The organism is Geminocystis sp. GBBB08 (genome assembly GCF_016743215.1).
In the GTDB taxonomy this organism is placed as follows: domain Bacteria; phylum Cyanobacteriota; class Cyanobacteriia; order Cyanobacteriales; family Cyanobacteriaceae; genus Geminocystis.
This window is the reverse complement of record NZ_VRZC01000003.1, coordinates 11,843-35,665: the sequence shown is the minus strand read 5'-3', so window position 1 is coordinate 35,665 and position 23,823 is coordinate 11,843. Positions and strand designations below refer to the sequence as shown.

The following is a 23,823-nucleotide window of genomic DNA, read 5'->3' as shown; positions in this document are numbered from 1 at the left end:
TAATTATTTATGAGTATAGCCGATCGTTTTAATCAATTTGTAGGTAAAACAAGGTATGTTGTTTCAAGAATTTTTATTCATTTACAAGGAAACGACATTGCACCTTTATTAGGAGTTTTAAACCAAAATGCTCGGATAGCGGTAGATGCAGACGGGGATATGGAGGTAATGGGAGAATGTTTAGTTAATCTTTGTGAAGCAATATTACAATATAAAACCTATTGGCAAAGTGCTTCTAATGAAGGGGATGTATTCTGGGATGAAGGCGAAGCCGGAGATTTTGTTACTGAATTATTTACAGATTCGGCACAACGGTATCTTAGTCAGCCTGATTTAGAGGAAGTAGAGAAAAACACACCCCTATCTCTCCCCGTTACTGACAATATTATTGTTATGATCATAGTAGCCCTTGAAGGTGAAGTTTTAGATATTGAAACTGATTTAGCAGATATGGAAGCCTTAACTAATGGTTTGAAAGCTCTTATTAATCTTAATTACAAAAATAAATATAGGGCGATCGCTTTTCATTTTTCCCCTGCTAGATTAGGAGAAAGATTAACTTCTGACCAAATTATAATAAACTTTCCCGAATTAATTCCGTTATAAAAGTAACAAATTTAAAAAGAATCCCCATAATGTTTAAGTCAATTATAGCCATTTTTTTAACTATTATCCTTAGTTTCAGTACTGTTGCTTGTGGTTCATCTAATAGTGTAAGTACCAAAAATCCTGCTACTTTAACTAATAATACCAGCATTTCTAAAAATAATCTTGCTAGTGGACGATATGACGTACAACAGGCGACTTTTAACGATGTTGACGGCGAATATACCTTAATGTTATTAAATACTCCAGCAGGAAGTACACCTACTTTTAGGACAACTAACTTACAAATGGCAAGATTAAGCAATGAAGACATCAAAAATGGACAAAAAACCTTCGTAGAAATTAACGGTAATGAAGCAATTATGCACCTAACCGAAGACTTTAAGATAGAATATGTCCATAATGAGACAGAAATCGTCACTAATCCCGATACGGGAAAACAAGAAACCGTAATCGTTAGACAACAATCAAGTTTCTGGAGTCCGTTTGCTGGTGCATTAGCAGGACAAGCATTAGGTAGTATGCTATTTAGACCACAGTATTATATTCCGCCAGTATATCAACCTGGTGGTAACTTAACAGGTTTTGGCGGTTATGGCAGTAGTTATAATCAAGCCGTGCAAAACTATAGTAATAATAATAATAATTCTGTGCCATCTGTGGAGAAAAATCGTCAATCTTTCCGCTCAACAGGTACGATAAAAAATAGTTCAGGTAATACCATTAATCGAGTTAATAGCAATAGCAGTAAAGGAACAGGTTCTGGTGTAGGATCTAGTAATCTTAAAACTAATGGTACATCCACCAAAGCTAAACAACCTAGTAAAAATAGTTTTGGTAGTAATAAATCTAGTGGTGTTCGTCGCACTACACCTGCCAGAAGAAGCGGAGGTTTTGGTAGTCGTCGTCGCCGTTAATTAGTTAACTTTGATTAACTCTCTCATTTAATGAAATTGCTTTCATAGCTACATAAGGGGTTTAAACCCCTTGCTTATAATACAATAATATCATAATGGAAAAATTAAAGATATGACATGTGGTACAATTAATCATAATCGCATTATTCGTAACCTAGTTCGTATCTTAGATTTAGCTTTTCAAAATAAAAATTGTGAAGTTTTCATCAGTGATTTAAGATTATATATTCCTGCTCATAATAAAGCAACTTATCCTGATATTATGGTAATTGAAGGGGAGGTAATGTTAAATAATAATCGTCAAGATGAGGTGTTAAATCCCTGTTTAATTATTGAAGTTTTATCTCCCGCCACTGAAAATTATGATCGAGGAGATAAATTTCGTTATTATCGTTCTATTCCTACTTTAAAACAATATTTATTAATTAGTCAGTCAGAATATACCATTGAAAATTATGTCAAAACGGGTGAAAATCAGTGGTTATTTCAAGAAACTCAAGGAGAAAATATCGAGGTTAATTTAGAATCTATTGAAGTATCTTTTCCCATATTAAATTTATATACCGATGTTAATTTTAATTAAAAATAATTAAGAAATTTTATCCTTTTTAGGTAAGCAAAGTTTGATTAACTATTAATCAACAGTTAACAGGTCTTCAATGTACGGGGATTAATGGTGGGCAATGCCCACCCTACTTGGAATATTAGTTTATCTATCTTAGAATTTGAAGACAGTACGGAGTACCCCGACAACAATAGTGTTTTCGCCACTGTTAGTATTATTTGGATCAAAAACCGCATAAACACCCGGAGTGATAGAGATATTATCAGTTACAGGATATAAATACTGTCCTTCAACAATCCAAGATTGACCACGATCTCGCCCTACCGTACCATCTACACTACCAGCTCGGGGAAGTTGCCCACCAGCAAGAGTTAATACAGAACCTTCTTTACCTAAATCAAGGAAAGAAACGTTAGCATTCCATGTAAATAAATCGGCACTATCACCATCACGATTAACACCAGTGCTGTCATAGGAGTGTGCTTCTGCAAATGCCCAACCTACCCAACCAGCAACGTTAACGCTTTTAGCTAGTTTCCAACTTACTTGTAAACCAAGGTTATCGGAGGATGTTGCCGCCCCACTGAAAGGATCTCTTGAACCACGGAAACCACCATTACCAGCCTTAGCACCGCCGCCTAAATCACGAATACCGTTAGACACACCACTGGTATAATCACTACCAGTACCACCAGTTAAATTGGCTCTCGACGCCACATCAGCTGGTATTCCTGTTCTCTGCCCCGTAAAATACGAGTGCATATAAGCGGCCGCTATGTTGAAGTTTTTGGTAGGACGGAAACCTAATTGAACACCAGTACTGTAAGTACCATCAAATAATCCAGCTCCACCGACAGGATTAGCAGCGTATCCAGATGCACCACCGGCTAAGTAAGAAGCAGTAATATCAAATTGTTTATTAAAGCTATATTTGAAACCCACCCCTGTATCACCGGGTTGACGATAAATGAAGGGGTTATAGCGGTTAACACGAGCTAAGGCACCAGTAGCATCACTAGAAGTGTAAGGACTTACTGTATCGTAAATATCATTAGAGGGTAAAGCTGTACCAACCCAAAAAGTCGTTTTTTTGCCTAGGGGAGTTTTATAATAAAGGCGATCAATAATAACATCATTATTGGTACTATCTGATTGTTCAAAGTTAAGACGAGCAGAGTCAGTACCATAAGCAGCACCAAGGTTAGGAACATTTCCAGCGGCTAAACGAGTTCTTAACAAGTCTTTACCAGTAAAACTGGTATCTAAGGTTAAACGAACCCGATTGCTAAGGGTTGCTTGTTCATCAGAATCTGTCGCACGATTTTCAGCATTGTTTCTATTGGTTATTTTAGGTGTACCAGTATTAGTAACGGAAACATTTGAGTCTCTTGTATTATAGACTTCATTTAATTTGAAATCAGGACCTGTTTGTGCTGTAGCGGCGATAATTACTTCCCCTTTTAACTTGGTAGTAGTGGAGAACTGATGATCTTCTAAGAAAGCGACTCTTCCTTCTAAGTTATCAACTCTTGCACCTAAGGCAGCTAATTCAGTTTCAAATTCAGCCATCAAGCGTTTTAATTTTTCAATATCTTCTCTGGTAACGGCTTCACTAGCAGCAATTAAACGTTCCATTTGTTGCATACAAGCGTTTAAACCTGCGGCAAATTCGTAACGACTTAAGGCACGGTTTCCTCTGAAGGTACGATCAGGATAACCTACAATACAACCATAACGTTCAACTAAGCTTCTTAATGCTTCAAAAGCCCAGTCTGTGGGAGAAACATCTCTTAATTGAGAAACGGAAGTTACTTGATTCATCGGTTGTGCTTCGTTGTAATTAGAGATTTGCTCTAAAGTGGCATCAGCATTTACTTCGTTAGCACTAGCTGATTTGACAACGACACTATTGGTGACAATACTTAAAGCAAGAATCGCAGGAGTTGCGATGGCATAACTCTTTACAGATTTAAACATAATTTTAAAAGTTTCTCACACCTTTTTTTATCTACATATAATTATTAGCACAAAATTTTATCCTTGACCAGTGTTTTAGTGTTTTAGAACACAATTATTGAATTAATTTTATGCAAATTATCAATTCTGTGATTTTCAGGTTTCAGGTTTTAGGTTTCAGGTTTCAGGTTGCTAGTTTAGATCAATTAATTACTTAATTTCAGTAGATCGAATAAAATTATCGGTTTTGTTATAATCAGAACAATTTTAAGTAAATTATGCTGAAATCGATAACATAATGCGATTTGATTGGGATGATTCTAAAAGCAAGATACTAAAACAAACAAGAGGATATACTTTACAAGAAGTAGCCAATATATTTAGGAATGATTATGTAGAAAGAATCAAAAATGATGCTCCAGAACAATTTATTGCTATTGCTTATCTGGGTAATATTCTTGTTTCCGTCATTTATGAAATTCGGTATGATGAAGAAGGAGAATATATTTGGTTAATTACTTACTGGAAAAGTACCAAAAAAGAGAGACAAATTTATGAACAATATTTCTATTGAACAACTAGAACAAAAAATTGAAACGGGAGAAGAAATAATTGATACTTATTTTGCTTCTCATACTACTAGAATTGGAAAAACTTATGAAATTATTGAAAGACGAAAACAAATGATTGAAAAAAATTTAGAGCTTCCTGAGTCAATAATTAGAGAAATTCATCAAACAACAAACATATAATTTAATCTACTCATACTTATGCGCACGATCGCCGAAATTAACGAAAAAATCCTCAGTGGTAAAGCTACAGTTTGGACTATTGAAGAATTAAAAGCCAAAGTTAAAAAACTAGGTATAAAGAAAACTTATGAAAAAGTCGATGTAATTTGTACGGGTACATTTGAACCAATGGAGTCGTCAGGGGCAATTTTAAATTTAGGACACACAGATCCCCCGATGAAAATTCGTAAATGTTGGTTAGATGGAGTTCCAGCCTATGCTGGTTTTGGTGCTGTAGATCTGTATTTGGGAGCCACTGCGTTAAGTGATTATAGCTCTATTAATGATCATGGTGATAATTTTCCTTCCCATATTGCTGAAAAAGGCGGTTCTCACGTCATTGAAAATTTAATTGCCGGTAAATCTGTCACCATCAAAGCCATTGGGCAAGTTACAGACTGTTATCCCCGTGCTTCTTTTGAGTCTAACATCACGGCCGAAACTATCAATCAGTTTTACTTATATAACCCCCGTAATCTGTATCAAAATTTCATTGTGGGGGTGAACGGAGGCGATCGCATATTATATACTTATTTAGGTCCTTTGTTACCCCGTCTAGGTAATGCGGTATATTCTAGTATTGGGGCAATGTCACCCTTATTAAATGATCCTCATTTAGAAGCTATCGGTATTGGCACAAAAATATTTTTAGGTGGTGCACAAGGTATGATTGTGTGGGAAGGGACACAACATTTTCCGCTACAAAAAAGATTACCTAATGATACCCCTATAGGACCAGCGGCAACTTTAGCTTTAGTGGGGGATGCCAAGAAAATGAGTAGAGAATGGGTTAGGGGTTGTTATTTCAAAAATTACGGCTCATCCTTAATGTTAGGGGTAGGAATACCTTTTCCAGTGTTAAACGAAAAAATCATCGAACATTGTTCCGTAGAAGATGAAAATATAGTCGCCCCAGTGGTAGATTTTTCCATACCTAGACGGGTGCGTCCTAGTTTTGGTTTAGTGAATTATGCTCAGTTGAAACACGGTAAAATAAAAATAGAAGGACAAACCGTCACAGTGGCCTCTGTGGCAAGTATGTATTTAGGGCGAAAAGTTGCAGAAACCTTGAAAAAATGGATTTTAGACGGTGATTTTACTCTATCAGAACCCGTTGCACCTTTACCGCAAGATCGATCTTTTGTGTCTCAAGATGGTATAATTTAAAACAACAATGAGAACTCAAATTTTGATGATCAATGCACACTTTATCAATTCCTACATGGATTGTTCATGTTTCCAGCGTTATAGAATGGGTAGCGGCAATTTGGTTTATTTGGCGTTTCGGAGAATTAACGGAGGATGATAGTTGGTATTGGTTAGCCTACGGAATGTTACCTGCTTTAATTAGTGCTATGTGCGCTTGTACTTGGCATTTATTTGATAACGCTGAATCATGGGAGTGGTTAGTGACAATTCAAGCCTTAACTACAGTGATAGGGAATCTTACTTTATGTATCGCTGCTTGGAAAATTTGGCAAACCTCTCAATCAGAATTATAAAATTTTTCTATCGAAATATCTGAATAACCAAATCTTAGGGGTTGTTATAAGATGATATTATTGAAAATAATAAATTTAAGTTACAAGACTATGGCAAAAAAAAAGATTCCTGATGAAACTAACATTATTAATTTACTGACAGAAAATTCTTATTTGTTTAAAGGATTAAATCAAGAAGAATTGAGTTTTTATTTACCAAAGGATAGTCTTGTTAAGGAAAAACTATTTTCTAATCGCCCAGTATTCACTGCCTTTTTACCTGATGAAAGTGTAGATAATCTATATGTAATTTTAGAAGGTGGTCCTATTATTGCCCGTAGTAATCCCTTAGATAGAATCATCTCTATTACTTATGCTGGTGGATGTTTTGGAATGCGTAGTTTACCTTTTAGTCATGGTTTTGCTACTAAAAGTTTCCCTAGTTTAGTCGAGGCTTATAAAACTACCTATATCACTAAAATTCCTTTACAATCTTTACAAAAAATTTACGATCATTTTGAGATAGTGCGTGATCGCTATACTACATTATTTGAATTAAGAGAAAAATTTACTTACCATTTATTAAATTGTAGTAGCTATCCACCTCAAGCTGTAGCCTCATTGTTAAGAGCCTTAATTTATCAAGAAAGAGAATTACAAAGTCAACCTAATGAAAAAGGGATTTATGTGTTTGATCTGTCCGTAGATGTAATTGCAAAAGCTTGTCAATTGAATCAGCGTACTGTTGAGCAGGTTTTGAAGGGTATGCAAAAAGAGGGATTAATCAGTTTAGACAAGGATAACGAGACTTCGGAAGATGTGATTAATATTTTAAGACCTGAAGAATTAAAAGAAGTTTATAGTGCCACTAGAGACAAAGTTTCATGGTGGCCTTTACGTTAAGTACCAGTGCAAAATTAATCGATGCCCTTTGTTTTTCTCAAATCTATGATAACAAGGGGTTTAAACTACTTGCTAAAACTGTGCATTTTTTTGTTGTTAATGTAGTGTGTTTAAATCATTTATTCTTATAGCTTTCTCATTAATTCAGCAGCCCCTACTTACTTAATATATTTGGAGAAAGGTTGAAGGTGGTAAAGGAATGGGCAACTATAGGTAATAGGCAATGGAGAATGGTAAATTCTAAATTCTAAATTCTAAATTCTAAATTCTAAATTCTAAATTCTAAATTCTAAATTCCAAATTCTAAAACTCCTAATTATTTAAGGAGCTAAACGCTCTCTAATCCATTGTTGATCCTCTTTAAGGGTATAGCATAATCGATCATGTAAACGATTTTCTCGCCCTTGCCAAAACTCAATTAAATAAGGTAATACTCGATAACCTCCCCAGTGTTCTGGACGGGGTATTATTTGTTTTTGATATTTTTGAGTTATTTCTTCTAATTTAATCTCTAACACTTCTCGGTTGGGTATGACTTGACTTTGATTTGAAGCCCATGCACCTAATTGTGATCCTATAGGACGACTATAAAAGTATTGATCTGATTCTTCGGAGGTTATTTTCTCTACTTTACCTTCTACTCTCACTTGACGTTCTAATTTTCCCCACCAAAAAACTAAAGATACCCAAGGATTTTTTTCTATATTTTTCCCTTTATGGCTGTCATAATTAGTGAAAAAAGTAAAGCCTCGATCATCTAAATTCTTTAGGAGTACAATTCTAGCACTTGGTTTACCTCCTTCATTGATAGTAGCTAAAGTCATGGCATTAGGTTCGAGTATTTCTGCGGATACTGCTTCTTGAAACCAATGCCGAAATTGATCAAAAGGGTTTAAATTGGCTTGTGTTTCTGTTAAACCGCCTTGGGTATAGTTTTTTCTTAAATCAGCAATGGGTATATTCATTTAAGTTACGGAGAAAAATGTCAAAAAAATTAATTGTTGTTTTAGATATTTTTGTGTAATACTAGGATCAATTTTAGCATATTAATTAGTTTCACTAATTGTAATCATGAATTCAAACATTAAAGAAAAAGACGGAAAAGAAATTAATTTTTATACTTGGTATAATCGCCCTTTATGGGGTAATAAATCTTTTTTTGCATGGCTTCAATCTCTTTTCGGTGGGAGGAAAGAGGAAATTCCTGAGACAACTCAAGCCTTATATCGTGATTGTTTTAATTCCTTAAAAAATGTTTCCGTGATGGTCAAAGCCATTGATAATGAAAAATTTAGTAGCCGAGAATTTGTCAAATTTTTGATGATAAATCGTCAACTTGAGCAGAATACTGGCTCTTATGAAGGTTTAAAATATAGTATGGACTTATTACGGGTAGCATTAGAAACAAAAGAAAGTTTTTTGAAAATTGAAGCTACAGAAACCCGTTATCGCAGTTATGCACAACAGGATTTTTATGAATATATTTATGAATATTTACAACAAGATTTAGAAGTAGATCAGTTTAAAGAATTAGTAGAACGTAAATTGATAGATATTATCCCTCAAATTAAAACTGATGAAGGTAAGGCGGCAATACAAAGCTATGTTAACTCATTAGAAATCGTTAGTAAAGATAAGCTAGGATTAAAACTACTTTGGTTATTCAAACAATACGACTTAAGTAATTTTGCTCTATTGCGTACTGTTGGCGACATTGCTGATACTTTTTATGATAAAAATTTAGAAAGTACTAAGGAATTTATGGTAGTAGTGCAGGTAAATTCGGAGATCTTCTTGAAATTAGGACAAATTATTCAAGTACCCCAGAAACAAAATAAACCAGAAACCTATGCTTTAATGTTACAATATATTGCCTTAAGAAATCGACACGGAAAATCTTTTGCACAATTTCAGTCATTATTAACTTTATTAAAAGATTGGGAAAAATTCTATAATTCTTTAATTGCTATTCGTCAAGAATATCCTCCAGAAGAATTTAAACAACCTTTTATTTTTAGTGAAGAAATACCTGCATTAACTATCTATAATAAATATGAAAGTCATTTAAAAGATTAAGAATTATTCTTTTTTCTCCTCTTTTTCCTCTTTTGGCGGTTTTTTCTCCTTAATTGAAGGCGTTTCTGGATCTGTTAAATCAATATAAATAATTCTTTCTCTGGGAATTTTGGCGGTGATAACTTTTAATTTTTCTAATATCATTAATTGTTGAGGAAATTTTGAGTTATACCCCCCTAGGTGAACTTTTCCTAATTCCGTCGTTAAAATAAGATTTGTGGGATTTTGCCAATCGATTTCTGTAATTTTTACATTAGATTGATTAATTAAATCATATAAATCTTGCCAATAGGGCAAATAAAATTGTGGTGTGCCAAAAATTTTTAATGACGGAAGTTGCTCAGGTTTTTGGTGTATTTTTTTATATACTTTATTGGACACAAAAATACCATCTATGTCAATATAACCGATTTGTTTCATCTCTAATTTTTTCGTTTTTGGAGATACCACTGGAGCTAAGGCGATCGCCACTGGTTTTTTCTCAGTAACTTTGATCGTGAGACTAGGAGGTAATAATTCTCTGGTGACGACAATATTCGCTAAAGGAACTTTTTTTTGTAAATCTTCTGTTAATTGGGAAGTAGATAATTTTAGTAAAGATTGAGGATATTGAAGAGGGATTAAACTACGAAGTTCCTCATCGCTAAGTAAATCATTACCTTGTAGCCTAATTTGTTTACTATCTCGAATCACCCAATGAGGTAAGGTTAACACCCAAAAAACTCCTCCGGCAAAACACATAATCATCAAACCACGACTTACAGCAACAAAAGTTTGCCATCTACGCTGATTTTTAATTTCATCACGACGATTTTTTAATCTAGTGGTAGAAACGACATTTTTAGAAGTCATTGATAGTAGATAATGAGTGATAGGGAATAATTAATAGGCAACGATGCACGGGGAAATAGGCAATGATGCTCCGATGCTCGGATATTCTGGTAAAATCTTCATTCTAAATTCTAAATTCTAAAATTTTAATAGCTTTCTGATTCCCAATAGCACACCTTAATTAATTTAAGCTGATTCTGGTTTAGGTAAGGATGAGGGAAGAAGTAATAGTTCTGCTGTACTGCGTTTATCGACCATTTCTTTGGTGATGACACAGTGTTGAACATCTTGACGAGAAGGTAACTCATACATCACATCTAACATGATTTCTTCCACAATTCCTCTTAAAGCTCTTGCACCAGTTTTACGTCTGTAGGCTTCTTTGGCGATCGCCCGGATGGCTTCAGGTTCAAAATCTAAAGTAACATTATCCATACCTATTAATTTTTGAAATTGTTTAACTAAAGCATTTCGAGGTTGAGTGAGAATAGAAATTAAAGTTTCTTCATTAAGAGAATCTAACACAGCTACTACGGGTAAACGCCCTGCAAATTCAGGTATTAAACCAAAACGCACTAAATCATCTGGTTGTAACTGACGAGCAGCATCAGATACTCTTTGTTCTTTGGTGGAGATGTCAGGGACAATTTCAAAGCCTAAAACTTTTTTCTCTTTATTTTGTTCTATAATTTTATCTAAACCTACAAAAGCACCACCACAAATAAATAAGATATTGCTAGTATCGATAGTAATACAGTCTTGATAAGGATGTTTTCTGCCTCCTTGAGGTGGTACATTTGCCACTGTACCTTCTAACATTTTTAATAATGCCTGTTGTACACCTTCTCCTGATACATCTCTAGTAATGGAAGGATTTTCACTTTTACGAGCAATTTTATCAATTTCGTCAATATAGATAATACCCCGTTGAGCTTCTTCTAAATCCAAATTAGCGACTTGTAATAAGCGTAAGAGGATATTTTCTACATCTTCCCCAACGTATCCTGCTTCTGTAAGGGTAGTAGCATCAGCAATAGCAAAAGGCACATCAAGAATTTTTGCTAAAGTTTGAGCTAATAGGGTTTTACCTGATCCTGTGGGACCGATTAATAGTATATTCGATTTTTGAAGTTCAACAGAATTTTCAGGATTAACGCCATAAGATTGATCCTGTTCAGCAACAGTCAAACGTTTATAGTGATTATAGACAGCCACTGAAAGAACTTTTTTCGCTTCATCTTGCCCAATAACGTATTCATCTAATCTTTTTTTGATTTCAACTGGTTTTGGTAACTTATGAAAAGTAAGGGGTTTACGATGACTGGAGGTAGCTGATTTATTATTGGCTTTTGATTTCGGTGGATAATTTTGTCTCTCACTGGGTATCAATTCTTCTTCCAAAATTTCGTTACAAAGTTCCACACATTCGTCACAAATATAAACACCCGGTCCAGCGATTAATTTGCGTACTTGTTCTTGAGATTTACCACAAAAGGAACATTTAAGATGAGAGTCGTATTTAGCCATAGGATTAAGATTAATAAATATTTTTGCTCAAAAGAAGAAGTAATTAACTATAGAAGTTCGCTTAAATCTAAGGATTGGCGACTAATGGGAAGATCAATACCATCTCGGATAATTACGTCATCTATTAGTCCATAATCCTTAGCTTCTGTGGATGACATATAAAAATCCCTTTCCGTGTCTTCGATAATTTTTTCAAGAGGTTGACTGGTATGATCTGATAATAACTGATTCAATCTTTTCTTCACATGGAGAATTTCTTTTGCCTGAATTTCAATGTCACTGGCTTGACCTTCTGCTCCGCCGAGAGGTTGGTGTATCATAAACCTAGAATTGGGTAAACCTAGACGTTTTCCTTTTGTTCCTCCAGAGAGTAAAAATGCCCCCATACTAGCGGCTATACCATAACAAATAGTAGAAACATCGGGTTGAATATGTTGTATCGTGTCATAAATAGCAAAACCTGAGTAAACTGAACCTCCTGGTGAATTGATATAAAGATAAATATCTTTTGTCGGATTTTCGGCTTCTAAGTATAGTAACTGAGCTACGACAGAATTTGCTAATTTATCATCAATAGCCGTACCCACAAAAATAATTCTTTCTCTCAGTAGTCTTGAATAAACATCAAAAACTTTTTCTCCCATGCCGGAAGATTCAACTACCATCGGTATAGCGTTATTAATTATATTTTCTGGCCTAATGGAATATAGATTAGGTTTATAACTATTGTGGAATAAACTTCGAGGTGATTGAGATTTTAGCATAGCTTTTTGCCGTTACAGTTAAGCCTTATTAAGTACTAATATCTAATATTATACTATTTCAGATCGATCAGTAGCTCTATTTTCTCGTTTTCAATTCATGATACAATGATTACTCATTCTTAACTGCTTCACCATTCTAGTTAACCTCATGTGATCGCATTTGATGCTATGACGAATAAAAGTAAAGTTTCTGTTTTAATTCCTGATTTATCATCTCAAGGCACTACTAGGGGTTATATTATTGCCCAGGGTTTACAAAAATTAGGTTATCAAGTTAATATTTTTGGTTTTTTATTTGGAGAACAAATATACCCTGAACCTCCTGTTGGTTTACCAATTACCTATTTTCATGGTGTAAATTTACCTAGTTTGATTAAATTGGGGTTAGATTTATCGGCACAAATTGATGGGGATATTCTTTATGTTATTAAACCGCAATTAAGTAGTTTTGGATTGGGATTATTTAAAGCATGGCGTAGTAAAAAACCCATCATTTTAGATATTGATGATTGGGAAATGGGGGCTTTTGGGGGTGATGATTGGCAATATCAAGGTAGTTTGATTGGCGATTTTTTGTCTGGTAATGGGGAGTTGAAAAAACCCCAACATCCTTTATATGTTAAATGGTTAGAAAAAGTTATCGAAAAGGTAAATGGTATAACCTTAAGCAGTAAATTTTTAGAATATCGTTATGGTGGCACTTATCTGCCTAATGTAAAAGACACGGATTTATTTGATCCTAGTAAATTTGATCCTATGGCTATTCGGGCAAAATATGGCTTATCAGATTATAGATTATTAATGTTTACAGGTACACCGAAACCAGATCAGGGTTTAGAAGATATATTTACCGCCTTAGATAGTTTAAATCAAAATGATCTCAGATTAGTATTAATTGGAGGTAATAAAAATCAATCTTCTTATTTAAAAACTTTAATAGATAAATGGGAACGTTGGATAATACAAATAATCCCTGTAGCCTTTGATGACATGGCAGAATTTATCGCCATGAGTCATATCGTAATAGTAACACCGAAGGAAAGTTTAACCACTGTTGCCAAGTTTCCCTTGGAGTTAATTGAGGGAATGGCCATGGGAAAACCGATTATTGCCACTAAAGTCGGAGAAATCCCTAATATTTTAAAAGATACGGGATATTTGATTGAACCTCAATCTCCTCATGCGATCGCCGAAAAGATTAATCTTATTTTCAATGATTACTCCCAAGGGGAGAATAAAGGTAATTTAGCGAGGCAACTTTGTATTAATAACTATAGTATGGATAATCTGACTAAGACTTTAGCACAAGTGATGAGCTTATTTGTTTAACTTGATTCAAGTCATAGGGAAAAGGTTTTTTAATAGATTGATAATCTTTTGGGTGAGGTTTTCCATGACGTAATACTGCATTAACTAATAAACAAAGTTCATCATTGAAATTTATAGAACTATGGGGGATTCCAGGAGGAATTGTGACTACTTGAGGATTATCCTCCGTTAAATATATATATTGATATTGTCGATTTTGCAAAATTATTAAAACAAAATTACCCTTAACAACTAATAATTGATCCGTTTGAAAATGATGTACAAATAAATCATCAATACTTTGGGGTGGTATTTGCACTAACATTGTTTCGTGGCTAGATTGAGGAGTATAAAATTGAGACATTCCTCCTTGAATTGATTCTAATTTTTTGATTTCAATTTTTCTTTTTAGTGACATCTTTTTTTCACCTCTAGTCCTTTTTTTAAATTTAACAGAAATGATTGTTAAAAAATGTTGCAATTATTACGAAAAAAACCAAACTATGATATAGCAATTAATCATTAAATCTCTTGTAGAAAAACTAAGATCAAATTGATCAAGTTTAATCTGAAATTTCTTTACTTTCCCCCTTCCCTTTTCCCTAACTTCTGCAAAAAGTCTATTATTAAAGGGTTTAAACCCCTTGTTTAAGAATTAGCACAATTTATTATTAACTATCAATTATGGATTTATTGCGATCGCTTCCCATTGGTTTATACTTAGAGAAACCTTTAACATGGTTACATAAACTCGATCCAAGAGTTAAATTAGCATGGTTGATGAGTCTGATTCTTTCTCCATTATTAGCTAATCCTTATTGGCGTATTTTTTTAGTATTATTTTTAGTAATTGTCACCAGTCTAGCTTTAATTCCTTGGCGAGTACAGAAAAAACAGATGACTTGGCTATTATTTTTTGCTGGTATTATTTTTCGCCTAACATCTTTTGCCCCTGATGGTTTAACTTTCTCTTATCAACCAAGGTTACCTAGTAGCGATATTCTTATCAAGCAACCTAAAGATTATCAATATATTTTATTTCAAATTAATAATTTTAAAGTTACTTTGCGATCGCTTGATTTAGCCATTAGAGTTAGCACTTTATTTTTTACTTTAATTTATAGTAGCATTTTATATTTATTAACTACTGCACCTGAAGAAATTACCGCAGGAATTGAAGAATTATTATTACCTTTTAGAAAGTTTAAATTACCGATTACAGAGATAATTTTAACCTTAACTTTATCTTTAAGATTTATTCCTTTAGTATTAGAAGAAATCCAAAATTTAATTAGATCAATTCATACAAGAGCAATAAAATGGAAAAAATTAGGGATCAAAAAAAGTATCAAAATTTGGTTAATTGTGGTAGAAAGATTATTAGAAAATATCCTATTAAGGGCAGAACAAATTGCGATTGCGATGGAAATAAGAGGATTTACTACTCCGAATAAACATCAAGTAAAATGGCATAAATTAAAGTTAAATATATCTGATTTTTTATCTTTATTTTTATTATTTTTATTTTGGGTTGGCAGAATGACTATAGGTACATAAGTGAAAATGAACTATTTTTAGAACAAATTTAAGATAATAGATATTAGACACGAGTGCAAAATAAAAATTAAGTAAGTAGGCAAAATTAATTGTATATAGGCAAGGAGTTTAAACCCCTTGTTATCATAGATTTGAGAAAAACAAAGGGCATTGATTAATTTTACACTGGTACTGAAAATCTATTTTAGGTGAGAAATTATCAATTTTAATAACTATTCCCTGAAGAATTTAGCCATTGCCCATTGCCCATTGCCCATTGCCCATTGCCTGTGCATCGTTGTCTGTTTTCTTGATTATGTATCAATTGCTACAAAATTAAAATAAATCTATCCTTAGCATTAAGTGTTTGAGCGACAAAATAAAGTAAGTAAAGTTAAAGGAGAAATAATTAATGCCAGAAACAGCACAAGAAGTCTTACAAATGATTCGAGATAATAATATTAAAATTATTGACCTCAAATTTATTGATATGCCCGGTATTTGGCAACACTGTTCTTTTTATTATGATCAAATAGACGAAAGTTCTTTTGTGGATGGTGTAGCTTTTGATGGTTCAAGTATTCGTGGTTGGAAAGCTATTAACGACTCTGATATGGCAATGGTACCTGATCCTACCACCGCATGGATCGATCCTTTTTATGCTGAACCGACTTTAAGCATGATTTGTCGTATTAAAGAACCTCGTACTGGGGAATGGTATTCGAGAGATCCCCGTAGTATTGCGGCTAAAGCAGTGGAATATTTAGCAACTTGTGGTATTGGTGATACTGCTTATTTTGGTCCGGAAGCCGAATTTTTCATCTTTGATGATGTCCGTTTTGATCAAACTGAAAATAAAGGTTATTACTACGTTGATAGTGTTGAAGGACGTTGGAATTCTGGGCGAGTAGAAGAAGGTGGTAACTTAGGTTATAAACCGGGTTACAAACAAGGATATTTCCCCGTAGCTCCTACAGACACCCAACAAGACATTCGTACTGAAATGCTCTTAACGATGGCGGCTTGTGGTGTACCCATCGAAAAACATCACCATGAAGTTGCAACTGGTGGACAAAATGAGTTAGGGATTAAATTTGCGACTTTAGTAAAAGCGGCAGACTATTTAATGACTTATAAATATGTCATCAAAAACGTTGCTAAAAAATATGGTAAAACTGTTACCTTTATGCCTAAGCCTTTATTCAATGATAATGGTTCTGGTATGCACACTCACCAGTCTATCTGGGATAGAGGAGTACCTTTATTTGCTGGAGATAAATACGCAGGTTTAAGTCAAATGGCGTTACACTATATTGGTGGTATCATCAAACACGCTCCCGCTCTTTTAGCCTTAACCAATCCTACCACCAACTCTTATAAGCGTTTAGTTCCGGGTTTTGAAGCTCCTGTAAACTTAGCTTATTCTCAAGGTAATCGTTCTGCTTCTATTCGTATTCCTTTATCTGGTACTAACCCCAAAGCCAAGCGTTTAGAATTTCGATGTCCGGATGCTACCAGTAATCCTTATTTAGCATTTGCTGCGATGTTATGTGCAGGTATTGACGGTATTAAGAATCAAATCGATCCGGGTGAACCTTTAGATGTGGATATTTATGATTTGTCTCCTGAAGAATTAAGCAAAATTCCTTCTACTCCAGGATCATTAGAAGCGGCATTGGAAGCCTTAGAAAAAGATCATAGTTTCTTAACTGATACAGGTGTCTTTACCCTAGATTTCATTGAAAACTGGATTGAGTATAAACTAGACAATGAAGTTAACCCTATGCGTCTTCGTCCTCATCCTTACGAGTTCTCTTTATATTACGATTGTTAAATATAGAAGAAGATTGAAGTCCCCTTTTTCAAGCAGGGGATTTTCATTCTCGGATTCAATTTGAAAAACAAAAGTTATTTTTTTCAGTTTCCATTGAATTAGAGGAATTAAAGATACTTTAAAGCTAGATTGGGGATGATAGTGAGAAGCTAAAGACGAAAAGGATAGCCTAGACGCAGAAATTGAGGCAAAACCGAAGAAAGTTTATCCTACGGACAATATTTTATTTGAAGATACCAAAACTGCCGTTTTAATCCAAAATGGGAACGAATCTTTACGATTAAGATTATCGAAGAAATGAAGTTATCTTAATTTATAAATTGACTAATAATTAAAATTAAATATTAGGTATCTCCTCCCCTTATTCCTCATTCCTAAATTATGTTCGAGATTTTACAATTAGAATTTATGCAAAATGCCATAATGGCGGGTGTTTTAGTTAGCATTGCCTGTGGTCTTATCGGTACTTTTGTCGTAGTTAATCGCATTGTGTTTATTAGTGGTGGTATCGCTCATTCTGCTTATGGTGGAATTGGTTTAGGCTATTTTTTTGGTTTTAATCCCATTATAGGGGCGATCGCCTTTGCCGTATTATCAGGGTTAGGTATGGCATTAGTAGAAAAAAATACAAAAGAAAGAGCAGATACTATTATAGGCACAATGTGGGCAATTGGTATGGGTATTGGTATCATTTTGATTGACTTAACTAAAGGTTATAAAGCCAATTTGATGAGTTATCTTTTCGGTAGTATTTTAGCTGTGCCAAAAAGTGACTTATTAATCATGGTTATTTTAGATGTGATTATCGTGATGATGGTATGCTTATTTTATAAGGAGTTATTAGCAATATCATTTGATCCTGTTTTCGCCACGACTAGAAATATTCCAGTAAATAAATTATACTTGATGTTAATAAGTGCAATCGCCTTAACCATTGTGATGGTGATGCAAGTAGTAGGATTAATTATGGTAATCGCTTTACTAACTATACCTGCGGCGGTAGCTAATCAATTTGTCAGAGAAATCAAACAGATGATCATATTAAGCAGTATTTTAGGTATCTTATTCATTTTAATTGGTTTATGGCTTTCTTATACCTTGAACCTGACTTCAGGGGCAACTATTATTGTGGTGTCAGGATTTGCTTATTTTTTAAGTTTAGGTATTAAAACCATTAATAACTGATTTCGATCATAATACAGAAGATAAAATAAATACGGAAAAATCAACCCTTAATCTTAACTTCCTAATTATTAACTGTTCACTATTCACTATTCAATATCCTTTATCATATTATTCTAAAGAAGAAAAAATATAACTTTGAAAAATAATATGTTTGAAAAATTGACACTGCCTGAAGTTGGTAATAAAATTAAATTTGACAACGGTTTGCCTATTGTACCTGATAATCCGATTATTCCTTTCATTCGGGGTGATGGTACAGGGGTAGATATTTGGCCGGCTTCGGAAAAAGTCATTAACGCTGCGGTGGAAAAAGCTTATGGTGGCAAAAAGAAAATTAACTGGTTTAAAATTTATGCTGGGGATGAGGCTTGTGAAAAATACGGCACTTATCAATATTTACCTGAAGACACTTTAACCGCTATTAAAGAATATGGTATTGCTATTAAAGGCCCTTTAACAACGCCCATTGGTGGCGGTATTCGCTCTCTTAACGTAGCTTTGAGACAGATTTTTGATCTTTATACTTGTGTTCGTCCTTGTCGTTACTATGAAGGGACACCATCCCCCCATAAAACTCCTGAAAAATTAGATGTTATTGTTTATCGGGAAAACACCGAAGATATTTATTTAGGTATTGAATGGAAGGAAGGTTCAGAAATTGGACAAAAATTGATTAAAATTCTCAATGAGGAATTAATTCCTGCTACTCCTGAACATAAAAATAAACAAATTCCCCTCGATGCTGGTATTGGCATTAAACCTATTAGTAAAAAAGGCTCACAGCGTTTAGTGCGTCGTGCTATTCAAAATGCCTTACGTTTACCGAAACATAAGCAAATGGTGACTTTAGTCCACAAAGGCAATATTATGAAATATACCGAAGGTGCTTTTCGTGACTGGGGTTATGAAGTTGCGACTACTGAATTTCGGAATGTTTGCGTTACCGAAACTGAATCATGGATATTAAGTAATAAAGAGGCTAATCCTAATCTTTCGATAGAAGATAATGCTCGTAAAATTGAACCCGGATATGATGCTTTAACCCCTGAAAAACAAGCTCAAATCAATGCAGAAGTAACAAAGGTTTTAGATGCTATCTGGAATACTCACGGTAATGGACAATGGAAAGATAAAATTATGGTGAATGATCGCATTGCTGATAGTATATTCCAACAAATCCAAACTCGTCCCGATGAATATTCTATTTTAGCAACTATGAACCTCAATGGCGATTATTTATCTGATGCCGCCGCTGCCATTGTCGGGGGTTTAGGTATGGGGCCAGGTGCTAATATTGGTGATAGTTGTGCTATTTTTGAGGCTACTCATGGAACAGCACCGAAACACGCAGGACTTGATCGCATTAATCCAGGATCTGTTATCCTTTCAGGTGTGATGATGTTAGAATATTTGGGTTGGCAAGAAGCGGCAGATTTAATTCGTCACGGAATTAGTAAGGCGATCGCCTCTCGACAAGTTACTTACGATTTAGCAAGGATGATGACACCTCCTGTTGAACCACCGTTGAAATGTTCAGAGTTTGCACAGGCAATCATTGATAATTTCGATCATTGAAGTGCTTAGTAATACTAAAATAGTTATAAGGCAATAAAAATCTGAGAATTAAGAATTGAGCCATTGCCCAAATCAATTGTTAATTGTTAATTGTAAGAGTGTCCATTCTCTTCCCTCTTTTTAAGCAGGGTTTTTTCAAAGTCGGGGCTAAATTGCATTTTTTGGAGTCGCTGTCTTCTGACTTTAGCTATTTATTAGTTTTGTCAATTTATTGCAAAGCGAGTTATTGATGAAAATCATTATCCGGCAAAGAAATAAATTTCATTGCTCAGAGCCCAACTCTACTAAAGTGAGTTAATTTGCTTCGAAAATATCCTGTTTTTTTTCAATAATTGATTTGCTAATATGAAAAAATCTCTAGATTTCTTGTCAATTATAGTTTTGAGTTAAATCAAATTGGGAGAATGAAAAAGCCCTGCAAAACAAGGGGTGGGTAAAAAGGGTGTCTCTATCCTCTGTAATTTTTTGACGCAAACCCTAATTAGGAATGAGTAATTATTATAAAAAGCTGGGTTTATGACGAATTAAACCTAAAAATTCCTCACGGGTTTTATTTTCGTCTTGGAATGCTCCCAACATAGCACTGGTGACAGTCCATGATCCGGGTTTTTGTACTCCACGCATTACCATACACATATGAGTCGCTTCCATTACCACAGCTACTCCTTGAGGATCGAGAATGGTTTGGATTGCTTCAGCGATTTGACGAGTAAGGCGTTCTTGTACTTGCAATCTTCTAGAATACATTTCTACAATACGGGCTAATTTACTTAAACCAACTACTTTTTGATTCGGAATATAAGCAACGTGAGCTCTGCCCATAAAAGGCAACATATGATGTTCACAAAGACTGAAAAAATCAATATCTCTGACTAATACCATTTCGTTATGACCTTCATCAAAAATAGCACCATTAACCAGTTTTTCCAACGATTGGCTATAACCTTGGGTTAAAAACTGCATGGCTTCTGCTACTCTTTTAGGGGTTTTGAGTAGTCCTTCTCTTTGGGGATCTTCTCCCACTGATTTTAACATTGTGGTGACAGCATCCATCATTTGCTGTTTATTTTCTTCTTCTTGACTAAGATGAATTTGGGCTACTTGTCCGTTATGGGTATTACGATCGGGTCTTGTCGCTACATTGTTATACACATCTGTGAGAATGGAAGAAGAAATATCAGGATAAGTCTTGTTAGAATTAGAACCGTTGGAAAAGTCTGTCATAGTTAAGTTAACAAATTAGTTTAATGGTGTGATTTTAGGGGAGGGATTTTCGTTACTTGAACCAAAAAAGCTCAACAAATTAAGATGTTTTAGGGATTTATCCAGCAAAAACACCACCACAAAAAAGTTAATGAAATTCGTGGTTTGAAAAGTAAATATTAATCTATAACACCCCAAGACTAGGGGTTATGGTTAATTGTTCGATAACTGCTTCTGGAGGAAGTAATACTGCTTGTAAGATAGTTTGAGCGATAGTTTCCGGTTTAAGCATTGCCCCTCGATTAAGATCCAATTGTACTGTATCAGTATCCCAAATTGGTGTATTAACTGCACCCGGAGAAATGATTGTGACTCGAATGCCGTTGCTTCTTTCTTCTACAGCTAAACACTGACTAAAAGTAACTAAAGCCGCTTTACTTATACCATAAGCTCCCCATTCTGGAAAAGCATTATTGGCAGCAATAGACGCTACATTAATAATTGTACCTTGACCTTGTTTTCTCATGTGCGGTAGTACCCCCATAACGCATTGAAAAACGCTAGTCAAATTTAGATTTAATACTTCTTGCCAGTCTGTTAAGGATGTTTCTCGAAGAAGGTTTGTATAACCTATTCCTGCATTATTCACAAGAATATCGATCGTTCCCAATTCCTTGGCAATGGTTTCTATTTGTGCTTTTACGGTAGATACTTCAGCTAAATCAGTGGCAACTATTTTAACTTTTACTCCATATTCAGAAACTATATCTGCTACTGCCTGTAATTTTGCTTGTTGACGACTAATTAAACATAAATTAATGCCTGATTTTGCAAAAGCGATGGCGGTTGCTTTACCAATTCCACTACTAGCTCCGGTAATGATAGCTGTTCGTTGATTTGGGGAATATTCCATGATAAATATTGCTTTCCTTTTTAAGTTAGTAAACTAGATTGGATTTAAACTTTAACTAGCTTCTGTTATTAGAGTATCAGGTTAGTAGTTGTCAATAATGTGAAGTTTTGTAACAAAAATCACCCTCTGCATTATAACATCAATAATGAGAAGAGAGGGAAGTGATTAATTTCTAATTTCTAATGGCTAATTAATTTATAATTGGTAAAGAATTATTAATAAATATTAACTTATTTTAAGCAAATACGATGCAACAGTTAGAAAAACCGTCTCAATCATACTCATTATCAGATTGGCGACAAGGTTATGAATCCCAATTCCAAGAATTAGAATATTTGATTGAAGAGATAGAAGGAGAGATACCTTTAGAATTATCGGGAACATTATATCGTAATGGACCAGGATTATTAGAAGTTCATGGTACACCTTTACAACATCCCTTCGATGGTGACGGTATGATTTGTGCTTTTACTTTTAAAAATGGGCGGTGTTTTTTTCGTAATCGCTTTGTAAAAACTAAGGAATATTTAGAAGAGCAAAAAGCAGGTAAAATGCTTTATCGGGGAGTCTTTGGTAGTCAAAAACCGGGGGGATTGTTAGCTAACTTATTTGATATACGGGTAAAAAATATTGCTAATACTAACATTATTTATTGGGGAAATAAATTATTAGCTTTATGGGAAGCAGCACACCCCTATCGTCTTAATCCTGAAAATTTAGAAACCATGGGTTTAGATAATTTAGATGGTATTTTACAAAAAGGAGATGTATTTAGTGCTCATCCTAGAATAGATCCTTATTCCCCATTGAATCACGATAAACCTTCTTTAGTCAATTTTGGTATCAAACCTGGACTTTCTAGCACTATTACTGTTTATGAATTTGACGAATTAGGCAAAATTATTGATCGATATAGTCATACAACTCCTGGATTTTCTTTTATCCATGATTTTTTGATCACCTCTAACTATTGCATCTTTTTTCAAAATCCTACCACCTATAACCCTTTTCCTTTTATTTTCGGTTTTAAAGGTGCTGGAGAATGTGTAAATTTTGATAGTAACCAACCCACTAAAATTATTTTAATTCCTCGTCATGCACCCCATGAAAAAGTTATTACTATTGAAACAAAAGCAGGTTTCATTTTCCATCATGCTAATGCCTTTGAGGTGAATAGTAATGAAATTGCTATCGACTCCATTTGTTATGCCCAATTAAGTCAAATTGATCCTGATAATAGTTATAAAGAAGTGGATTTCGAGAAACTTGCACCCGGAAAATTATGGCGGTTTAAACTTGATTTAATTAATAAAAAAGTTAGTCAAGAATTAATTAATAATCGTTGTGTCGAATTTCCCTCTATCAATCCAAAAAATGTAGGCAGAAATTACCGTTATATTTTTATTGGTGCTGTAGATCATCCCACAAAAAATGCTCCTTTACAAGGTTTGCTGAAACTAGATTTAACTACCCAAAAAGAAGAATTATACTCCTTTGCCCCGAAAGGCTTTGCCGGTGAACCAGTATTTATACCTAAAAAGAATCCAGAATCAGAAGATGATGGTTGGATATTGGTTTTAATCTATGATTCTAGTTCTCATCATTCAAAATTAGTTATATTTGAGGGGAAAGATATTAGTAACCCAATAACAACATTACATTTAAAGCAACATATCCCTTATGGATTGCATGGCAGTTGGAAAGCTAATGATGAGGAATGAAAAATGATAAATAGGCAAGGGGTTTAAACTCTATAATTGGTGAGAAAAAGATTAAGAATGGTGAATTTTTCTCTCAGATTTGATAATTATCGCTTTTTTTAAGCTAACCTAGAAAATAAGAAATAATCTTA

Annotated in this window: 22 protein-coding genes and 1 pseudogene; 15 read left to right on the top strand and 8 right to left on the bottom strand. The window is 34.2% G+C overall.

The window, feature by feature from the left end:
- Positions 1–9: 9 nt before the first annotated feature.
- The 3 genes and pseudogenes from FWJ34_RS00935 to FWJ34_RS00925 form a co-directional block, all read left to right on the top strand.
- Complete coding sequence (locus tag FWJ34_RS00935) at positions 10–606, top strand: DUF1517 domain-containing protein (protein ID WP_308253407.1); 597 nt, start codon at positions 10–12, stop codon at positions 604–606.
- Between the two features lie 29 nt (positions 607–635).
- Positions 636–1,523, top strand: a complete 888-nt coding sequence (locus tag FWJ34_RS00930; RefSeq protein WP_308253406.1) for a hypothetical protein — start codon at positions 636–638, stop codon at positions 1,521–1,523.
- A 100-nt stretch (positions 1,524–1,623) separates the two neighbouring features.
- Positions 1,624–2,106, top strand: a pseudogene (locus tag FWJ34_RS00925) (Uma2 family endonuclease); the annotation flags it as partial.
- Positions 2,107–2,241: 135 nt separating this feature from the next.
- Here the strand turns inward: FWJ34_RS00925 and FWJ34_RS00920 are convergent.
- Positions 2,242–4,065 carry an iron uptake porin gene (locus FWJ34_RS00920; RefSeq protein WP_308253405.1) on the bottom strand — a complete coding sequence of 608 codons (1,824 nt, stop codon included), beginning with the start codon at positions 4,063–4,065 and terminating at the stop codon, positions 2,242–2,244.
- 277 nt (positions 4,066–4,342) lie between these two features.
- Here FWJ34_RS00920 and FWJ34_RS00915 point away from each other — a divergent pair, with 277 nt between their 5' ends.
- From FWJ34_RS00915 to FWJ34_RS00895, 5 genes are all read left to right on the top strand, one after another.
- Positions 4,343–4,618, top strand: a complete 276-nt coding sequence (locus FWJ34_RS00915; RefSeq protein WP_308253403.1) for a hypothetical protein — start codon at positions 4,343–4,345, stop codon at positions 4,616–4,618.
- The gene (locus tag FWJ34_RS00910; protein ID WP_308253402.1) at positions 4,599–4,796 is read left to right on the top strand and encodes a hypothetical protein; all 198 of its coding nucleotides are present in this window, start codon (positions 4,599–4,601) and stop codon (positions 4,794–4,796) included. Before FWJ34_RS00915 ends, FWJ34_RS00910 begins: the two co-directional genes overlap by 20 nt.
- Positions 4,797–4,814: 18 nt before the next feature.
- Positions 4,815–6,002, top strand: a complete 1,188-nt coding sequence (locus tag FWJ34_RS00905) for a homocysteine biosynthesis protein (protein ID WP_308253401.1) — start codon at positions 4,815–4,817, stop codon at positions 6,000–6,002.
- A 32-nt stretch (positions 6,003–6,034) separates the two neighbouring features.
- The gene (locus FWJ34_RS00900; RefSeq protein WP_308253399.1) at positions 6,035–6,337 is read left to right on the top strand and encodes a DUF2499 domain-containing protein; all 303 of its coding nucleotides are present in this window, start codon (positions 6,035–6,037) and stop codon (positions 6,335–6,337) included.
- A 90-nt stretch (positions 6,338–6,427) separates the two neighbouring features.
- Positions 6,428–7,219: a helix-turn-helix domain-containing protein gene (locus FWJ34_RS00895; protein ID WP_308253398.1), complete on the top strand. Its 792-nt coding sequence runs from the start codon at positions 6,428–6,430 to the stop codon at positions 7,217–7,219.
- A gap of 320 nt (positions 7,220–7,539) precedes the next feature.
- Here FWJ34_RS00895 and pdxH read toward each other — a convergent pair whose 3' ends face one another.
- A complete protein-coding gene (gene pdxH, locus FWJ34_RS00890; RefSeq protein WP_308253397.1) occupies positions 7,540–8,184 on the bottom strand; it encodes a pyridoxamine 5'-phosphate oxidase in 645 nt (214 codons plus the stop codon).
- Between the two features lie 106 nt (positions 8,185–8,290).
- Between pdxH and FWJ34_RS00885 the strand changes: the two genes are divergently transcribed.
- Positions 8,291–9,295 (top strand): hypothetical protein, encoded by a 1,005-nt coding sequence (locus FWJ34_RS00885; RefSeq protein ID WP_308253395.1) that lies wholly within the window; start codon positions 8,291–8,293, stop codon positions 9,293–9,295.
- A gap of 3 nt (positions 9,296–9,298) precedes the next feature.
- On the opposite strand, the gene FWJ34_RS00880 is transcribed toward FWJ34_RS00885, so the two are convergent.
- The 3 genes from FWJ34_RS00880 to clpP form a co-directional block, all read right to left on the bottom strand.
- The gene (locus FWJ34_RS00880) at positions 9,299–10,147 is read right to left on the bottom strand and encodes an FtsQ-type POTRA domain-containing protein (protein ID WP_308253393.1); all 849 of its coding nucleotides are present in this window, start codon (positions 10,145–10,147) and stop codon (positions 9,299–9,301) included.
- A gap of 165 nt (positions 10,148–10,312) precedes the next feature.
- Positions 10,313–11,653, bottom strand: coding sequence for an ATP-dependent protease ATP-binding subunit ClpX (gene clpX, locus FWJ34_RS00875; RefSeq protein WP_308253392.1), 1,341 nt, complete (start codon positions 11,651–11,653; stop codon positions 10,313–10,315).
- A 47-nt stretch (positions 11,654–11,700) separates the two neighbouring features.
- Positions 11,701–12,417 (bottom strand): ATP-dependent Clp endopeptidase proteolytic subunit ClpP, encoded by a 717-nt coding sequence (gene clpP, locus FWJ34_RS00870; RefSeq protein WP_308253390.1) that lies wholly within the window; start codon positions 12,415–12,417, stop codon positions 11,701–11,703.
- A gap of 168 nt (positions 12,418–12,585) precedes the next feature.
- On the opposite strand from clpP, the gene FWJ34_RS00865 reads away from it, so the two are divergent.
- On the top strand, positions 12,586–13,746 hold the full coding sequence (locus FWJ34_RS00865) for a glycosyltransferase (protein WP_308253389.1): 1,161 nt from the start codon (positions 12,586–12,588) through the stop codon (positions 13,744–13,746).
- Here FWJ34_RS00865 and FWJ34_RS00860 read toward each other — a convergent pair.
- Positions 13,709–14,143, bottom strand: coding sequence for a dTDP-4-dehydrorhamnose 3,5-epimerase (locus tag FWJ34_RS00860; protein WP_308253388.1), 435 nt, complete (start codon positions 14,141–14,143; stop codon positions 13,709–13,711). The genes FWJ34_RS00865 and FWJ34_RS00860 overlap by 38 nt on opposite strands.
- Positions 14,144–14,409: 266 nt before the next feature.
- Here FWJ34_RS00860 and FWJ34_RS00855 point away from each other — a divergent pair, with 266 nt between their 5' ends.
- The 4 genes from FWJ34_RS00855 (at position 14,410) to FWJ34_RS00835 (ending at position 19,855) form a co-directional block, all read left to right on the top strand.
- Entirely contained in the window at positions 14,410–15,282 is an 873-nt protein-coding gene (locus tag FWJ34_RS00855; protein ID WP_308253386.1) for a CbiQ family ECF transporter T component, read from the top strand.
- A gap of 391 nt (positions 15,283–15,673) precedes the next feature.
- On the top strand, positions 15,674–17,095 hold the full coding sequence (glnA, locus tag FWJ34_RS00850) for a type I glutamate--ammonia ligase (RefSeq protein WP_308253385.1): 1,422 nt from the start codon (positions 15,674–15,676) through the stop codon (positions 17,093–17,095).
- 381 nt (positions 17,096–17,476) lie between these two features.
- On the top strand, positions 17,477–18,280 hold the full coding sequence (locus FWJ34_RS00840) for a metal ABC transporter permease (RefSeq protein WP_308253384.1): 804 nt from the start codon (positions 17,477–17,479) through the stop codon (positions 18,278–18,280).
- 147 nt (positions 18,281–18,427) lie between these two features.
- Complete coding sequence (locus tag FWJ34_RS00835) at positions 18,428–19,855, top strand: NADP-dependent isocitrate dehydrogenase (protein WP_308253383.1); 1,428 nt, start codon at positions 18,428–18,430, stop codon at positions 19,853–19,855.
- Positions 19,856–20,353: 498 nt separating this feature from the next.
- On the opposite strand, the gene folE is transcribed toward FWJ34_RS00835, so the two are convergent.
- Positions 20,354–21,079, bottom strand: a complete 726-nt coding sequence (gene folE / locus FWJ34_RS00830) for a GTP cyclohydrolase I FolE (RefSeq protein WP_308253382.1) — start codon at positions 21,077–21,079, stop codon at positions 20,354–20,356.
- A 163-nt stretch (positions 21,080–21,242) separates the two neighbouring features.
- Positions 21,243–21,971 carry an SDR family oxidoreductase gene (locus FWJ34_RS00825; protein ID WP_308253381.1) on the bottom strand — a complete coding sequence of 243 codons (729 nt, stop codon included), beginning with the start codon at positions 21,969–21,971 and terminating at the stop codon, positions 21,243–21,245.
- A 248-nt stretch (positions 21,972–22,219) separates the two neighbouring features.
- On the opposite strand from FWJ34_RS00825, the gene FWJ34_RS00820 reads away from it, so the two are divergent.
- Complete coding sequence (locus FWJ34_RS00820; protein ID WP_308253380.1) at positions 22,220–23,692, top strand: carotenoid oxygenase family protein; 1,473 nt, start codon at positions 22,220–22,222, stop codon at positions 23,690–23,692.
- Positions 23,693–23,823: the final 131 nt, after the last annotated feature.

Bases quoted from the DNA above. Each gene is read 5' to 3' on its own strand.
- FWJ34_RS00855 (WP_308253386.1), top strand. From the start codon at position 14,410: ATGGATTTATTGCGATCGCTTCCCATTGGTTTATACTTAGAGAAACCT.
- FWJ34_RS00920 (WP_308253405.1), bottom strand. From the start codon at position 4,065: ATGTTTAAATCTGTAAAGAGTTATGCCATCGCAACTCCTGCGATTCTT.
- FWJ34_RS00905 (WP_308253401.1), top strand. From the start codon at position 4,815: ATGCGCACGATCGCCGAAATTAACGAAAAAATCCTCAGTGGTAAAGCT.
- clpP (WP_308253390.1), bottom strand. From the start codon at position 12,417: ATGCTAAAATCTCAATCACCTCGAAGTTTATTCCACAATAGTTATAAA.
- glnA (WP_308253385.1), top strand. From the start codon at position 15,674: ATGCCAGAAACAGCACAAGAAGTCTTACAAATGATTCGAGATAATAAT.
- FWJ34_RS00930 (WP_308253406.1), top strand. From the start codon at position 636: ATGTTTAAGTCAATTATAGCCATTTTTTTAACTATTATCCTTAGTTTC.
- folE (WP_308253382.1), bottom strand. From the start codon at position 21,079: ATGACAGACTTTTCCAACGGTTCTAATTCTAACAAGACTTATCCTGAT.
- FWJ34_RS00910 (WP_308253402.1), top strand. From the start codon at position 4,599: ATGAACAATATTTCTATTGAACAACTAGAACAAAAAATTGAAACGGGA.
- clpX (WP_308253392.1), bottom strand. From the start codon at position 11,653: ATGGCTAAATACGACTCTCATCTTAAATGTTCCTTTTGTGGTAAATCT.
- FWJ34_RS00880 (WP_308253393.1), bottom strand. From the start codon at position 10,147: ATGACTTCTAAAAATGTCGTTTCTACCACTAGATTAAAAAATCGTCGT.
- FWJ34_RS00900 (WP_308253399.1), top strand. From the start codon at position 6,035: ATGCACACTTTATCAATTCCTACATGGATTGTTCATGTTTCCAGCGTT.
- FWJ34_RS00820 (WP_308253380.1), top strand. From the start codon at position 22,220: ATGCAACAGTTAGAAAAACCGTCTCAATCATACTCATTATCAGATTGG.
- FWJ34_RS00935 (WP_308253407.1), top strand. From the start codon at position 10: ATGAGTATAGCCGATCGTTTTAATCAATTTGTAGGTAAAACAAGGTAT.
- FWJ34_RS00860 (WP_308253388.1), bottom strand. From the start codon at position 14,143: ATGTCACTAAAAAGAAAAATTGAAATCAAAAAATTAGAATCAATTCAA.
- FWJ34_RS00825 (WP_308253381.1), bottom strand. From the start codon at position 21,971: ATGGAATATTCCCCAAATCAACGAACAGCTATCATTACCGGAGCTAGT.
- FWJ34_RS00895 (WP_308253398.1), top strand. From the start codon at position 6,428: ATGGCAAAAAAAAAGATTCCTGATGAAACTAACATTATTAATTTACTG.
- FWJ34_RS00835 (WP_308253383.1), top strand. From the start codon at position 18,428: ATGTTTGAAAAATTGACACTGCCTGAAGTTGGTAATAAAATTAAATTT.
- FWJ34_RS00865 (WP_308253389.1), top strand. From the start codon at position 12,586: ATGACGAATAAAAGTAAAGTTTCTGTTTTAATTCCTGATTTATCATCT.
- pdxH (WP_308253397.1), bottom strand. From the start codon at position 8,184: ATGAATATACCCATTGCTGATTTAAGAAAAAACTATACCCAAGGCGGT.
- FWJ34_RS00840 (WP_308253384.1), top strand. From the start codon at position 17,477: ATGTTCGAGATTTTACAATTAGAATTTATGCAAAATGCCATAATGGCG.
- FWJ34_RS00885 (WP_308253395.1), top strand. From the start codon at position 8,291: ATGAATTCAAACATTAAAGAAAAAGACGGAAAAGAAATTAATTTTTAT.
- FWJ34_RS00915 (WP_308253403.1), top strand. From the start codon at position 4,343: ATGCGATTTGATTGGGATGATTCTAAAAGCAAGATACTAAAACAAACA.